This is a genomic window from Anoxybacillus sp. CHMUD, assembly GCF_013096965.1.
GTDB classification, from domain to species: Bacteria; Bacillota; Bacilli; order Bacillales; family Anoxybacillaceae; genus Anoxybacillus; species Anoxybacillus kestanbolensis_A.
This window is the reverse complement of sequence record NZ_SDLG01000006.1, coordinates 21,487-36,149: the sequence shown is the minus strand read 5'-3', so window position 1 is coordinate 36,149 and position 14,663 is coordinate 21,487. Positions and strand designations below refer to the sequence as shown.

The 14,663-nt window shown below is 44.3% G+C and carries 13 protein-coding genes; 1 reads left to right on the top strand and 12 read right to left on the bottom strand.

The window, feature by feature from the left end; genetic code table 11:
• Position 1: 1 nt before the first annotated feature.
• The 9 genes from ETB99_RS05705 to ETB99_RS05665 all read right to left on the bottom strand — a co-directional run bounded on the left by ETB99_RS05705 (position 2) and on the right by ETB99_RS05665 (position 8,256).
• Positions 2-1,150 (bottom strand): iron-containing alcohol dehydrogenase, encoded by a 1,149-nt coding sequence (locus tag ETB99_RS05705; protein ID WP_171700143.1) that lies wholly within the window; start codon positions 1,148-1,150, stop codon positions 2-4.
• 150 nt (positions 1,151-1,300) lie between these two features.
• The gene (locus tag ETB99_RS05700; protein ID WP_091700081.1) at positions 1,301-1,921 is read right to left on the bottom strand and encodes a thymidine kinase; all 621 of its coding nucleotides are present in this window, start codon (positions 1,919-1,921) and stop codon (positions 1,301-1,303) included.
• A gap of 84 nt (positions 1,922-2,005) precedes the next feature.
• Entirely contained in the window at positions 2,006-2,206 is a 201-nt protein-coding gene (rpmE, locus tag ETB99_RS05695) for a 50S ribosomal protein L31 (RefSeq protein WP_003397039.1), read from the bottom strand.
• Positions 2,207-2,316: 110 nt separating this feature from the next.
• On the bottom strand, positions 2,317-3,603 hold the full coding sequence (rho, locus tag ETB99_RS05690) for a transcription termination factor Rho (protein ID WP_171700142.1): 1,287 nt from the start codon (positions 3,601-3,603) through the stop codon (positions 2,317-2,319).
• Between the two features lie 165 nt (positions 3,604-3,768).
• Complete coding sequence (gene glpX / locus ETB99_RS05685; RefSeq protein ID WP_077429161.1) at positions 3,769-4,731, bottom strand: class II fructose-bisphosphatase; 963 nt, start codon at positions 4,729-4,731, stop codon at positions 3,769-3,771.
• A gap of 26 nt (positions 4,732-4,757) precedes the next feature.
• The gene (locus tag ETB99_RS05680) at positions 4,758-6,044 is read right to left on the bottom strand and encodes a UDP-N-acetylglucosamine 1-carboxyvinyltransferase (RefSeq protein ID WP_171700141.1); all 1,287 of its coding nucleotides are present in this window, start codon (positions 6,042-6,044) and stop codon (positions 4,758-4,760) included.
• A 57-nt stretch (positions 6,045-6,101) separates the two neighbouring features.
• Positions 6,102-6,749: a fructose-6-phosphate aldolase gene (gene fsa / locus ETB99_RS05675; RefSeq protein ID WP_171700140.1), complete on the bottom strand. Its 648-nt coding sequence runs from the start codon at positions 6,747-6,749 to the stop codon at positions 6,102-6,104.
• 82 nt (positions 6,750-6,831) lie between these two features.
• Positions 6,832-7,692, bottom strand: coding sequence for a class II fructose-bisphosphate aldolase (locus ETB99_RS05670; protein ID WP_009360981.1), 861 nt, complete (start codon positions 7,690-7,692; stop codon positions 6,832-6,834).
• 204 nt (positions 7,693-7,896) lie between these two features.
• On the bottom strand, positions 7,897-8,256 hold the full coding sequence (locus ETB99_RS05665) for a response regulator (RefSeq protein WP_006320988.1): 360 nt from the start codon (positions 8,254-8,256) through the stop codon (positions 7,897-7,899).
• Positions 8,257-8,428: 172 nt separating this feature from the next.
• Between ETB99_RS05665 and ETB99_RS05660 the strand changes: the two genes are divergently transcribed.
• Complete coding sequence (locus tag ETB99_RS05660; protein ID WP_171700139.1) at positions 8,429-8,947, top strand: DUF2529 domain-containing protein; 519 nt, start codon at positions 8,429-8,431, stop codon at positions 8,945-8,947.
• Between the two features lie 27 nt (positions 8,948-8,974).
• Here ETB99_RS05660 and ETB99_RS05655 read toward each other — a convergent pair whose 3' ends face one another.
• The 3 genes from ETB99_RS05655 to icmF form a co-directional block, all read right to left on the bottom strand.
• Positions 8,975-10,570 (bottom strand): CTP synthase, encoded by a 1,596-nt coding sequence (locus tag ETB99_RS05655; protein WP_171700138.1) that lies wholly within the window; start codon positions 10,568-10,570, stop codon positions 8,975-8,977.
• Between the two features lie 154 nt (positions 10,571-10,724).
• A complete protein-coding gene (gene rpoE, locus ETB99_RS05650; RefSeq protein ID WP_077429156.1) occupies positions 10,725-11,324 on the bottom strand; it encodes a DNA-directed RNA polymerase subunit delta in 600 nt (199 codons plus the stop codon).
• 71 nt (positions 11,325-11,395) lie between these two features.
• Positions 11,396-14,650 (bottom strand): fused isobutyryl-CoA mutase/GTPase IcmF, encoded by a 3,255-nt coding sequence (gene icmF, locus ETB99_RS05645; protein ID WP_077429155.1) that lies wholly within the window; start codon positions 14,648-14,650, stop codon positions 11,396-11,398.
• Positions 14,651-14,663 lie beyond the last annotated feature (13 nt).

Here is a 14,663-nt window from a genome sequence, read left to right as displayed (position 1 = left end):
CTTACCATGCCTTTCTAAATAGTCCCTCAATGTCTTCTATAGTTACATCTCGTGGATTTGTAATCATGCACGCATCGTGAAAAGCGGAAACACTCATCTTTTTTAACTGATCTTTCTCAACACCTATATCCGCTAGCCTTTGTGGCGTACCAATATCCATAGTCAGCTGTTTCACGTGCTCAATTGCTTTGTTTCCAGCCTCCATATTCGACATTCCCCGAATATCAACACCTAGAAAAAGAGCAATATCTGCAAATTTCTTTGGATTTGCTAACAAGTTGTATTCCATCACATGTGGTAACAAAATCGAATTCACTGCTCCGTGAAGGAGATTATATTTTCCTCCTACCGCGTGCGACATTGCATGAACCGCTCCTAAAATTGCATTAGAAAAAGCTAGACCAGCCTGTAAGCATGCCATTGCCATGTTTATTTTAGCCTCTAGGTTCATTTTTGAAGCTACCGAAGGCCGCAAATATTCAGCAACAAGTGAAATAGCATTTTTAGCATGTACATCCGTCAAAGGTGTTGCTGCCAGACTAACATAAGCTTCAATACCATGGGTTAACACATCTAGACCTGTTGAGGCAGTTAAATGCGGACTTTTAGTCGACAATGTTTCAGGATCAATGATCGCAATATCGGGAATAAGTGAACGGGAAATGATCGTCATCTTTTTCTCTGTCTCTGTGTCAACAATTACAGAAAATTGAGAAACCTCAGAGCCTGATCCTGCTGTTGTAGGCACCATTACCTGTGGCGGGAGAGGATAACGAATTTTGTCAACCCCTTCATAATCATGAATCCGCCCACCGTTGGTAACAAGAATGGCGATTGCTTTTGCTACATCAATGGAACTTCCACCGCCAACCCCGATAACCGCATCACATTCGTTTTCGAGGTATATACGACACCCCTTCTCCACCTCTTTATCTTTTGGATTAATGGTTATGTCGTGAAATGTTGTATAGCTTAACCCCGCTTGCCGACAACTTCTTACAATTACATCTAGCCAACCAGCCTCCATAACTCCTGGGTCACTAACGATAAATACATTCGTTGCCCCAAGTCGCACACAACTTTCCCCTACCTGTTGAATGGAACCGTTACCAAAAATAACTTCAGGCATGACGAATTTATGGATATTCATACATTCGCTCCTTAACAACAAATTTAAATTAATTGTATAACTTTTTTAAATTTTTTGTCTATTATATCGTTTTAAAAAGTGCCCTCATTTTTTACGAGAGCACCTTTTATCGTAATTGGATATCTTTTTATATTCCCATGCAATGAACTATTATTTCATCTTGCTGTTCATCTGGAATTGTTGGGTTTTTATCGGATGATCGGGCACTTCATGATGATGGCGGCAACGTGGTTCGTACGATTCGCTCGCACCGATTAAAATGACAGGATCATAATAAGATGCAGGACGTCCGTCAATGAGCCGCTGCGTGCGCGATGCTGGGGAACCGCAGACAGTACAAACAGCTTGTAGCTTTGTTACCGATTCGGCGATGGACATTAACGTTGGAACGGGACCGAACGGCTCACCACGAAAGTCTTGATCCAATCCAGCTACAATGACGCGATATCCTTCATCAGCAAGCTGTTGCACGACGTCAATGACATGTTCATCAAAAAATTGCACCTCATCAATTGCCACAACGTCCGTATGCGCAGTAATATGCTTGCGAATGTCTAATGCACATGACACCGGAATGGCAATAACAGACGTTCCGTTATGGGAAACGACTGCTTCTTCGCTATATCGATTATCAATCGCTGGCTTAAACACTTTCACTTCTTGCTTCGCAAACTGCGCGCGGCGTACACGACGAATGAGCTCCTCTGATTTTCCCGAAAACATGCTGCCGCAAATGACTTCAAGCCAGCCGGATTGCTTCATAACATACATGAGGGCGTCCCCTTTCTTTCAAGCTTTCACGAAAAAAACAGGCAAGTGAAAAATGTTCGCTTGCCTGTTTTCATGACATACGGATTACTTAAGGCCGTATTTTTTGTTAAATTTATCAACACGTCCTGCAGCAGAAGCGAATTTTTGACGTCCTGTGTAGAATGGATGGCACGCTGAGCAAATTTCTACGCGCACTTCGTCTTTAACAGAACCGCTCTCAAACTCGTTTCCACACGCACATTTAACCATCACTTTTTTATAGTTTGGATGGATTCCTGCTTTCATCTCATTTCATCTCCTTCCGCCCTGAATCTTTTCGAAACAGAGTTTATATGCAATGAAAAACACACATGATAAAATTATAACAACCGTCCCGATGTTTTGCAACTATCCATTTATAACCGTTTTAAATTTCCATTTGCTTTCCACTCTTCATCTAACATCGCAAAAAACTCGTCGTTCGTTTTCGTTTGCTTTAAACGTTGAATAAAACGTTCAATAAAGTCTGGCGTGTCCGACATCGTCTTGCGAATGGTCCACAATTTTTCTAAATGTTCCCCCGGAATTAATAACTCTTCTTTTCGCGTGCCAGAACGACGAATGTCGATGGCAGGGAAAATACGTTTTTCCGCTAGTGATCGGTCGAGATGAAGCTCCATATTTCCTGTTCCTTTAAATTCCTCGTAAATGACGTCATCCATGCGCGAACCTGTGTCGACAAGAGCGGTAGCTAAAATCGTTAAACTGCCCCCTTCTTCAATGTTGCGCGCCGCCCCGAAAAACCGCTTCGGACGATGGAATGCCGCTGGGTCAATTCCTCCCGAAAGCGTACGCCCGCTCGGCGGAATGACTAAGTTGTATGCGCGCGCTAAACGCGTAATACTATCCATTAAAATGACGACGTCACGCTTATGTTCGACAAGACGCATCGCCCGTTCGAGCACAAGCTCCGCCACTTTAATATGGTTTTCTGGCACTTCATCAAACGTGGAACTGACGACATCGGCTGATACAGAACGTTCAATGTCCGTCACTTCCTCTGGGCGTTCATCAATGAGCAAGACAATCAGTTCAACATCAGGGTGATTCGTTGTGATGCTGTTAGCGATTTCTTTTAATAACATCGTTTTTCCTGCTTTTGGCGGTGCGACAATTAAGCCGCGCTGACCGAATCCGATCGGAGCAATCAAGTCGATGAGGCGGGTAGATAGCTTGTCTGGCGTCGTTTCCAGCTTCATTTGACGGCTTGGGTAAAGCGGTGTGAGCGCTGGGAAATGGACGCGCTCTTTTGCGATTTCTGGGTCTTCACCGTTTACAGCCTCGACGTGCAATAAGCCGAAATATCGTTCGTTTTCTTTTGGCGGCCGCACTTTTCCTGAAACTTTATCACCGTTGCGCAAATCAAAACGACGAATTTGCGATGCGGAAATATAAATATCTTCCGAACTCGGGGAATAGTTAATCGGACGCAAAAAGCCGAATCCTTCTGATTGAATAATTTCAAGCACGCCTTCCATAAAAAAGAGGCCGTCTTGCTCGGCGCGCGCTTTTAAAATCGCAAAAATTAATTCTTTTTTTGTTAGTTTGCTGTAATATGAAATTTTGTATTGGCGAGCTAACTCATATAGCTCTTTAATTGTCATATTTTCTAGTGTTGCAATCGTTAAATCTCCTAGCTCCATACTTACACCACTCTTTTATTTAATTTTCATGAATTTCTCTTTGGATGGAAAAAGCGAAGATGAAAAGATGATGAGAAGGGACGTAACACGACTATTTTACCCTTTTTTCATATTGTCAATCAATAGAAAAAGAGCGAGAGCGCAAAAAGTTCGCGCATCTCGCGATCACTTCATAACAAGGTTCGGCTTTTTCTTCAAGCTATGGCGTCCTTCAATGAAACGAACGGTTCCTGACTTCGCCCGCATAACAACGGAGTGTGTTTCGCCATATGCCCCTTTAAATTGTACCCCCCGCAGCAATTCTCCGTCCGTTACACCCGTTGCGGCAAAAATAGCGTCATCTCCTTTGACGAGGTCCTCCATGCGCAACACACGGTTTATATCTAAGCCCATGCTCTTGCATCGTTCTACTTCAGCATCGTTTTGCGGCAACAGTTTTCCTTGTATTTCTCCACCGAGACATTTGAGCGCAACAGCGGCTAATACCCCTTCTGGTGCACCGCCTGAACCGAACAAAATGTCTACCCCTGTATGATCGAACGCTGTATTGATCGCCGCCGCAACGTCGCCGTCATTAATAAGCTTAATGCGCGCCCCCGCTTCGCGCAACTCGGCAATGATGTGCTCATGGCGCGGACGGTTCAAAACGATCGCTACAACGTCTTCCACATCTTTATTTTTTGCTTTGGCGACAGCTTTTAAATTATCGATAATGGGAGCGTTAATGTCAATCATGCCGACCGCTTCTGGTCCGACAGCAATTTTGTCCATATACATGTCCGGTGCGTGAAGCAAGTTGCCGTGATCTGCTACTGCTACAACAGCTAACGCATTCCAGCCACCAGAGGCGACAATGTTTGTTCCCTCAAGCGGATCGACTGCGACATCGACGCGCGGGCCGTAACCGTTGCCAAGCTTTTCCCCAATGTATAACATCGGTGCTTCATCCATTTCCCCTTCACCGATGACAACCGTTCCTTTCATCGGGACTGTATCGAATACATCGCGCATCGCAGACGTGGCCGCCTCATCCGCTTCATCTTTTTTACCGCGCCCCATCCAGCGCGCTGCAGCTAGTGCTGCGGCTTCTGTTACACGGACAAGCTCCATCGATAAACTTCTTTCCATCGTTTCTCCCTCTCCCCTTTGTTGCATTATGTGTTCTTTAGTTGTTCGATTTCTTGCTCGGTCATTTGTTCGCGCCAAATCGTTGCGCCAAGATTAGCAAGTTTGTCAACTAAGTTGCTATAGCCGCGATCAATATGCTCCAACCCTGTAATTTCTGTAATCCCTTCGGCCATTAATCCGGCAACGACAAGCGCTGCTCCTGCGCGCAAATCGGTCGCACGCACTTTTGCCCCTTGCAGCCGCGATGGCCCTGTAATAATCGCTGAACGCCCTTCGACTTTCACATTGGCGTTCATGCGCCGCAATTCATCAATATGTTTGAAACGCGCACTATAAATCGTGTCGGTGACGATGCTCGTCCCAGACGCTTTCGTTAATAGTGAAGTGAATGGCTGTTGTAAATCGGTCGGGAAGCCCGGATAAACGAGCGTTTTAATATCAACTGCGCGTAAGTGATCTTTCGTCGCTACAAAAATTTGGTCATCGCTCGTTTCCACGCTAACGCCCATCTCGCGCATTTTCGCAATCACAGCTTCTAAATGTTGCGGAATGACGTTATCAATGACAACTTCTTTTCCCATTGCTGCACCGATAATCATGTACGTCCCCGCTTCAATGCGATCCGGAATAATGGAATGGCGGCAACCGTGCAACTGTTCAACACCATCAATGCGAATGACGTCTGTTCCTGCTCCTTTAATGCGCGCACCCATATTTGTTAACAGCGTCGCTACATCAATAATCTCCGGTTCTTTTGCCGCGTTTTCAATAATCGTTCTCCCTTTCGCTAAGACAGCAGCTAACATAATGTTAATCGTCGCCCCGACGCTAACGACATCTAAGTAAATGCGCGCCCCGCGAAGCTCTTCCGCCCATAAATAAATCGCGCCTTGTTCATTTGTTACCTTCGCCCCGAGCGCCTCGAATCCTTTAATGTGTTGGTCGATCGGACGCGGACCGAGATGACACCCACCCGGAAGACCGATGACCGCCTTTTTAAAACGTCCTAGCATGGCGCCCATTAAATAATATGACGCGCGCAACTTTTTTACTTTTCCGTTCGGCAAAGGCATGGAAACGATATGCGACGGGTCGATGACGACTTCGTTTTCATCGAAATGAAAAGCACCGCCAATTTCTTCGATTAATTGTCCGAGCACATGAACATCTGAAATGTTCGGCAATCCTTCAATGACTACAGGTGAGTTTGCTAAAATAGCGGCTGGAATGAGCGCGACGGCGCTATTTTTCGCTCCACTAATGCGCACGGAGCCTCGAAGAAAGTCACCGCCAACGATTTTTAACTTTTCCATATTTGTCTCCCTTCTCGCAAAGCAAGTACTAAAACGCGACGGAAAACGGTTCGATCATCATTTTTGGTTCGCTTTATTCCAGTCTGCTAAAAACTTTTCGATGCCTTGATCTGTCAGTGGATGCTTAAACAGTTGCATCAACACGTTGTAAGGAACTGTCGCGATGTGCGCCCCTTTTAATGCCGCTTCTGTCACATGTTGTGGATGACGGATAGATGCAGCGATAATTTCTGTTTCAATATCGTGAATCGCAAAAATGTTAGCGATCGTTTCGATTAAGTCTAAGCCGTTATGACCGATATCATCGAGGCGTCCTAAAAATGGAGAGACGTACGTTGCACCAGCACGCGCCGCTAACAATGCTTGATTTGCACTAAAGATGAGCGTGACGTTCGTTTTAATTCCTTTTTCACTAAACACTTTTACTGCTTTTAGTCCCTCTGGTGTCATTGGCACTTTAATTGTAATGTTTGGAGCAATTTTCGCTAACTCTTCTCCTTCTGCAATCATTCCTTCTGCATCTGTTGCAATCACCTCAGCGCTAACGGAGCCTGAAACGAGAGAAGTAATTTCACGAAGACGATCGTGGAATGATACGTTTTCTTTGGCAACGAGGCTCGGATTGGTCGTTACCCCCGCTAAAACGCCAAGTTCATGAGCGTGGCGAATTTCATCAATGTTCGCTGTGTCAATAAAAAATTTCATAATTTTCAACCTCCTAAACGCTTTCAAAATGGAATGAAACAAAACCGCCCGCTTCAGCAAGGCTGAAACGGTGCGGCTTGCCTTACAACGCTTTGCCGGAAGAACCGAATTCGCGCATTTTGCCAATCACTGTTTCTTTAATCGCATCGCGGCCAGGGCCGAGGAATTTGCGCGGATCGTACACTTTTTCATCTTTTGCTAATACTTCGCGCACCACTTTTGTAAACGCCATTTGGTTTTCTGTATTGACGTTAATTTTTGATGTACCGAGCGAAATAGCACGTTGAATTTGTTCTGTCGGAATACCTGTGCCACCGTGTAATACGAGCGGTACGCCTGTACGATCGCGAATTTCTTCCATCTCTTTAAAACCTAATTTCGGTTCTCCTTTGTATGGACCGTGTACAGAACCGAGCGCTGGCGCTAAACAGTCAATGCCTGTGCGCTTCACAAGCTCTTCGCACTCATCTGGATTTGCATAAATGATCCCTTCTGCCACCACATCATCTTCTTGTCCACCAACAGTCCCGAGCTCCGCTTCAACCGATACGCCACGTGCATGAGCGTACTCGACAACTTTTGATGTAATTTCAACGTTTTCTTCAAACGGATGATGCGATGCATCGATCATGACTGATGTAAATCCAGCGTCGATCGCTGCTTTACATTTTTCAAAGCTTGAACCGTGATCAAGGTGAATAGCGACAGGAACAGTAATGTTCATGTCTTCCATTAACCCTTTCACCATGTTCACGACAGTTTTAAAGCCGCCCATGTAGCGAGCCGCCCCTTCTGACACACCGAGAATGACAGGAGATTTCTCTTCTTCCGCCGCCGCTAAAATCGCTTGCGTCCATTCTAAGTTGTTAATATTGAATTGACCGACCGCATACTTACCCGCCAATGCTTGCTTAAGCATTTCCGTCATTGAAACTAAAGGCATCGTTAAATCCTCCTTAAATGTAGCCATTGTTCACTATCCGAAAGCGCCTTTCACATGTACAATGACCAAAATACGACAAATTTATACAAGACGGTCTCGAATAGTATGTACATTATAAGAATAACAAACTTTGTTTCCATCCATCAACATTATTCACCGAAACGAACAAAACTTTGTGAAAAAAGTTCAAAAACCTGTCAATGGTTAACCAATATATTTCTTCACTGCATCACGCATATCGTCTATGTCAAAAGGTTTCGCAAAATGAGTCAGCGCACCGAGCTTTTTCGTCTCATGAATCATATCTAGTTCACCGTAGGCCGTCATGACGATAACTTTAACATTTTCATTCATCTCTTTCATTTTCTTTAAAATTTCAACCCCATCCATGCCTGGGATTTTCATATCTAACAACACTAAGTCTGGAGAATGTTGCGCAAACAAATCAAGTGCCTGAACACCATTGGCTGCCTGATACGTTTCGTACCCTTCTTTTTGAAACACTTCGTTTAATAAAATACGAATGCCAAATTGGTCGTCCACAATTAAAATCTTCCCCGCCATATCAACACCTCTATTTTCTCTTTTTTCATATGTAAAGCTCCTATTTTTATTATCGTATCATTATTTCGAAATTTTTACCATTTATCCTGCTTCATGTTCGAATTTTGATCATTTTTTTATTTTTTAATATAATGAACACCATAGACAACGTCGCATGAGAAGGGGATTCACCATGTTAAAAATATTATCGACACAACTTACAGGTGTGTTTCAACGAATAAGCGCACAAGAAGAGGAGCAGTTTGAAGATGCTGCCCGCTTACTTGCACAAGCAGTCATTAGTAACGGAACGATTTTTATTTACGGCATCGATGAAATGGAAGCAGTTGTTGCGGAGGCGCTTTATGGAGCTGAAAAGCTACCAAACGTAAAACGGCTAGATATATACGAAGTAACAACCGCTGATCGCGTGCTCATCGTTTCACGCTTTTGTACAAATGAAGAAGCGATTCGCATCGCTAAACAACTTCAAGAACAAAACATATGGACGATCGGTATGTCATCCATCATAGAAGAAACGACACAAACACTTGTTGATTACGTCGACGTGCATATTGATTTATGTTTAAAACAGTCGCTCGTTCCAACAGAAGATGGTACACGCGTTGGTTTTCCTTCTGCGATTGCCGCTTTATTCGCTTATCATAGTTTAGCGCTCATGACGCAAGAAATTGTCGCAGAATACGAGTAAGAGGATGCCCATATCGGACATCCTCCTTTATTTTTGCAACGATGCGCGAATAAATTCGCGGAAAAGCGGCTGTGGACGCGTCGGACGAGATGTAAACTCTGGATGAAACTGCGCCGCAACGAACCATGGGTGATCTTTCAATTCGACAATTTCGACAAGACGGCCATCTGGGCTTGTACCTGAAAAGACGAAACCATTTTCCTCCATCATCGTACGGTACTCATTGTTAAACTCATAACGATGGCGATGACGTTCATAAATGACCTCATCTTGGTACGCGTCGTACGCTTTCGTTCCTTCCACAAGCTTGCACGGATATAAGCCGAGGCGAAGCGTTCCACCTAAATCTTCAATGTCCTTTTGTTCTGGCAATAAGTCAATAATTGGATGCGGTGTGCTTGGATCGATTTCCGCTGAATGCGCACCTTTTAAGCCGACGACATGACGAGCGAACTCGACAGACGCCAGTTGCATACCTAAACAAATGCCAAGGAATGGGATGCGCTGTTCACGCGCATAGCGAATCGCCTCAATTTTTCCTTCAATGCCGCGGTCGCCAAATCCGCCCGGAACGAGAATACCATTTACCCCTTGAAGCAACTGAGCGACGTTGTCTCGATCGACATGCTCAGAGTTAATCCAACGAATATCGATGTCAGCATCAAAGGCATATCCTGCATGACGTAACGCTTCGACGACAGAAATATACGCATCTTGTAGTTCAACATATTTTCCAACGAGCGCAATCGTCGTTTTGTTTGATAAGTTGCGCACTTTTTCAACAAGCGCAACCCACTCTGTCATATCCGGTTCGTTGCAGTTTAGTTTTAAATGTTCACAAACAATTTGATCTAATTTTTGTTCTTGAAGCATAAGCGGTACAGCGTATAGCGTATCGGCATCGCGCGCTTCAATAACCGCTTTCGGATCGATGTCGCAGAACAAAGCAATTTTATCTTTCATATCTTGAGACATCGGCATTTCTGTGCGCACGACGATGACGTTTGGCTGAATGCCTAAGCTGCGCAATTCTTTGACGCTATGTTGCGTCGGTTTCGTTTTCATTTCACCTGCCGCTTTAATATACGGCACAAGTGTACAATGAATGTACATCACATTGTCGCGACCGACATCGCTTTTAATTTGACGAATGGCCTCTAAAAACGGAAGAGATTCAATGTCGCCAACCGTTCCACCGATTTCAGTAATAACAACATCCGCATTCGTCTCACGTCCTGCCCTAAACACACGCTCTTTAATTTCGTTCGTAATGTGCGGAATGACTTGTACCGTTCCTCCTAAATAATCGCCGCGACGTTCTTTTTTCAATACGGTGGAATAAATTTTTCCTGTTGTGACGTTGCTGTATTTGTTTAAATTAATGTCAATAAAGCGCTCGTAATGCCCTAAATCTAAGTCCGTTTCTGCCCCGTCATCTGTGACAAACACTTCTCCATGTTGATACGGACTCATCGTTCCTGGGTCAACGTTAATGTACGGATCAAATTTTTGAATGGTCACTTTCAAGCCGCGATTTTTTAGTAAGCGACCAAGTGAAGCAGCCGTAATTCCTTTCCCAAGCGATGATACGACGCCACCTGTTACAAAAATATATTTTGTCATGACCTTCCCCCTCGATTCATTTGGAATAGTTACAGTGTGTGCGAATTCGGGGAAAAATAAAAACGCTCCGCTTACAAATATGTAAGGGAGCGAACGTATCTCTATGAAAAGAGCCCAAACAGAATTCTACATATATCGAGGTAAAAAGTCAAGGTTATAATTCCTCATCTTCTTCTAACTCTAATTCTTCATCGACGACATCTAGCTCTTCATCAATCGGTTCATCATCTAAATCTAGTTCTTCGTCTAATAAGTCGTCAATCACTTCTTCGTCTTCATCTAATTCAAAATCGTCGTCTAACAATTCTTCGTCGTCCAATAATTCCTCATCTAAATCGTCATATACTAATTCGTCCTCATCGACCATGTCATCAAAGTCATCAAAGTCATCCGCCACTTTTTTCTTCTTCTTCACGCGTTCTACAGGCACCGCTTCGTCTTCTGTTTGATCATACGGATACCACGAGCGTAAGCCCCAAGCCGTTTCCCCAACACAAATAAACCGGCCGTCGACGTTTAAATCTGTATAAAACTGCGCTAGTCGTGCGCTTACTTCACTTTCAGATAGCCCTTTCATCGCGACGAGTTGCTCGACCATCTCTTGAAATGACACCGTCTGTTTTTTCTCACACAATAGCAAATACGCAAGTTCGACGAAAGACATCTCTCGCAATTGTTCTTGAGAGTATTGCTCCAAACTCACTTTCCGCACTCCCTTTCTCCAACGTATGAAAACAACAAAAATCCATACCATTCATTATAAACAAATTCATTTACTTTATGCTAGACGGTTGCCCAAAAAAAATGTCGGGACATCCCCCGACATTACATATTGCGGCGATATTGTCCACCGACTTCATACAACGCTTTCGTAATTTGTCCTAAGCTTGCTACTTTGACTGTTTCCATCAACTCAGCAAAAATGTTGCCACCGCTTACTGCGACATGTTTTAAACGAGCGAGCGCCGCTTCCACTTCGTCTTTATGTTCTTCATGGAATTTGCGTAAGTTTTCAAGTTGTAATTGCTTTTCTTCGTATGATGCGCGTGCAAGCTGTAGGCTTTCAATTTCTTCTTCAACCGCTGCGTTCGGGTTTAAATATGTGTTTACCCCGATGATCGGCAGTTCTCCGCTATGTTTTTTCATTTCATAATACATCGATTCATCTTGGATTTTACCGCGTTGATATTGCATTTCCATCGCGCCAAGTACGCCACCGCGCTCATCAAGGCGCTCAAACTCTTTTAATACCGCCTCTTCCACTAAGTCGGTTAATTCTTCGATAATAAATGAACCTTGTAGCGGATTTTCGTTTTTCGTTAATCCATGCTCTTTTGTAATGATGAGCTGAATCGCCATCGCGCGACGAACAGACTCTTCGGTCGGTGTTGTGATCGCCTCATCGTAGGCGTTCGTATGCAATGAGTTACAGTTATCATGAAGCGCCATAAGCGCCTGTAGTGTTGTACGAATGTCGTTAAAGTCAATTTCTTGCGCGTGAAGCGAACGTCCTGATGTTTGGACATGATATTTCAACTTTTGACTTCGTTCATTTGCCCCGTATTTTTCACGCATCGCAACCGCCCAAATGCGTCGGGCTACGCGACCGATGACAGTATATTCTGGATCGAGACCGTTGCTGAAGAAAAATGATAAGTTTGGCGCAAAATCATCAATATGCATGCCTCGGCTTAAATAATATTCCACGTACGTAAAACCGTTTGCTAGCGTAAATGCCAATTGCGTAATCGGGTTTGCGCCTGCTTCGGCAATGTGGTAGCCTGAAATCGACACAGAATAATAGTTACGAACGCGATTGTCAATGAAATATTGTTGAATGTCCCCCATCATACGCAACGCAAATTCCGTTGAGAAGATGCACGTATTTTGTCCTTGATCCTCTTTTAAAATATCCGCTTGAACTGTTCCGCGTACCGTCTGTAACGTTTGCGCTTTCACTTGCTCATATTCTTCTTTCGTCAACTTTCGCCCAAGCTCTGCTTCTTTTTTCTCTACTTGTTGATCGATCGCCGTATTCATAAACATCGCTAAAATGATCGGCGCAGGACCGTTAATTGTCATCGATACGGATGTAAGTGGGTCGCATAAATCAAATCCTTTGTATAGCTTTTTCATATCGTCTAACGTACAAACGCTTACGCCGCTTTCGCCAATTTTCCCGAAAATGTCTGGACGTTCATTCGGGTCTTCTCCATATAACGTCACAGAGTCGAAGGCGGTGCTTAACCGTTTCGCCGGATCGTCTTTGCATAAGTAATGGAAGCGCCGATTCGTTCGCTCTGGCGTACCTTCTCCTGCAAATTGCCGCTTCGGATCTTCCTCTTGTCGTTTAAACGGGAACACACCTGCTGTAAACGGGAATACACCTGGCACATTTTCCTTATAAAGCCATCGTAAAATTTCTCCGTAATCTTTAAACTTTGGTAACGCGACTTTTGGAATATCTAAACCTGCTAAACTTTTCGTTGTGAGCGGGGTGACGATTTCTTTATCGCGCACTTTCGTCACAAACTCTTTAGCGGCATATTTCTTTTTGACATCTTCCCATGAAGCTAATAGTTTTCTTGACTCTGGCGTTAATTTTTCTTCATATGATCGCTTGGCCTCTTGCAAGGCTGATAATGCTTGTTCATGATAGCGCTCATTCATCGTTTCGATAGCGCCTTCGAGCTGAAATACGCGGCGAGCAATTTCACATTGTTCATTGACGCGCTTATGATATTGTCGGATCGTATCGGCAATTTCACGCAAATAATGGCGGCGTTCGTTCGGGATAATGACGTTTTGTTTTTCAACATGATCGACTTTTTGCAACGTCGTCGTCCAATTCGTGCCCATTCGCTCATTAATTAAGTCGACTAATGCGACAAATAACGTATTTGTTCCCGGATCGTTAAATTGGCTTGCGATCGTGCCGAATACAGGCATTTCGCTTACGTCGCGATCAAATAATTGGTGGCTTCGCTGATATTGCTTCTGTACTTGACGCTTCGCATCTTCTGACCCTTTGCGCTCAAATTTATTAATGACGATGAGATCGGCATAGTCGATCATATCAATTTTTTCAAGCTGAGATGGGGCGCCAAATTCGCTCGTCATGACGTACATCGCAATATCGCAAATATCTTTAATTGCTGCATCCCCTTGTCCGATGCCGCTCGTTTCCACAATCACTAAGTCAAAACCCGCTGCTTTCACGACTTCAATCGCGTCTTGAATGGCAAGCGACAATTCCGAACGTGAACTACGCGTTGCTAAGCTGCGCATATATACACGCGGAGAAGAAATGGCGTTCATACGAATGCGATCCCCAAGCAACGCACCGCCCGTTTTTTGCTTCGTCGGGTCAACCGATAAGATGGCTACTTTCTTCTCTGGAATTTCATTTAAAAAGCGACGAACGAGCTCATCTGTGAGCGAGCTTTTGCCGGCTCCACCTGTTCCAGTAATTCCGATAACTGGTACGCGTTTCGCCATCGCTTTCACTTGTTGTAAAACCGCTTCCGTTGTAGCGGCAACTTCGCTATGAGTATTGACGCGATTTTCGCATACGGTAATTAAGCGCGCCACCGCTTGAACGTCCCCGTTCGCTAATCGCTCTACTTCATCGGTAATTTCCTTGACGGTCGGAAAATCACATTCTTCCATCATGATGTTAATCATTCCTTGCAATCCATAGCGACGCCCATCTTCTGGTGAGAAAATGCGGGCGATGCCGTATTCGTGCAACTCTTTTATTTCCCTTGGAATAATGACGCCACCGCCACCGCCGTAAATGCGAATATGCCCTGCGCCACGCTGTTGTAATAAGTCGTACATATATTTAAAAAACTCCATATGGCCGCCTTGATATGAAGATACCGCAATTCCTTGTACATCTTCTTGAATGGCGGCGTTCACAATTTCCTCAACGGAGCGGTTATGGCCGAGATGAATGACCTCCGCTCCGCTTGCTTGTAAAATGCGACGCATAATGTTAATGGCTGCATCGTGCCCATCAAATAAACTAGACGCCGTCACAAAGCGAACGTGATGTTTTGGACGATAAATGTGAGCCATGTTTCTCCCATCC

What these genes read in the sequence shown, in the direction of transcription:
- ETB99_RS05705 (WP_171700143.1), bottom strand. Translation starts at nt 1,150, where the DNA reads ATGAATATCCATAAATTCGTCATGCCTGAAGTTATTTTTGGTAACGGT.
- ETB99_RS05700 (WP_091700081.1), bottom strand. Translation starts at nt 1,921, where the DNA reads ATGTATGTTATGAAGCAATCCGGCTGGCTTGAAGTCATTTGCGGCAGC.
- rpmE (WP_003397039.1), bottom strand. Translation starts at nt 2,206, where the DNA reads ATGAAAGCAGGAATCCATCCAAACTATAAAAAAGTGATGGTTAAATGT.
- rho (WP_171700142.1), bottom strand. Translation starts at nt 3,603, where the DNA reads ATGGAGCTAGGAGATTTAACGATTGCAACACTAGAAAATATGACAATT.
- glpX (WP_077429161.1), bottom strand. Translation starts at nt 4,731, where the DNA reads ATGGAAAGAAGTTTATCGATGGAGCTTGTCCGTGTAACAGAAGCCGCA.
- ETB99_RS05680 (WP_171700141.1), bottom strand. Translation starts at nt 6,044, where the DNA reads ATGGAAAAGTTAAAAATCGTTGGCGGTGACTTTCTTCGAGGCTCCGTG.
- fsa (WP_171700140.1), bottom strand. Translation starts at nt 6,749, where the DNA reads ATGAAATTTTTTATTGACACAGCGAACATTGATGAAATTCGCCACGCT.
- ETB99_RS05670 (WP_009360981.1), bottom strand. Translation starts at nt 7,692, where the DNA reads ATGCCTTTAGTTTCAATGACGGAAATGCTTAAGCAAGCATTGGCGGGT.
- ETB99_RS05665 (WP_006320988.1), bottom strand. Translation starts at nt 8,256, where the DNA reads ATGGCGGGGAAGATTTTAATTGTGGACGACCAATTTGGCATTCGTATT.
- ETB99_RS05660 (WP_171700139.1), top strand. Translation starts at nt 8,429, where the DNA reads ATGTTAAAAATATTATCGACACAACTTACAGGTGTGTTTCAACGAATA.
- ETB99_RS05655 (WP_171700138.1), bottom strand. Translation starts at nt 10,570, where the DNA reads ATGACAAAATATATTTTTGTAACAGGTGGCGTCGTATCATCGCTTGGG.
- rpoE (WP_077429156.1), bottom strand. Translation starts at nt 11,324, where the DNA reads ATGGTATGGATTTTTGTTGTTTTCATACGTTGGAGAAAGGGAGTGCGG.
- icmF (WP_077429155.1), bottom strand. Translation starts at nt 14,650, where the DNA reads ATGGCTCACATTTATCGTCCAAAACATCACGTTCGCTTTGTGACGGCG.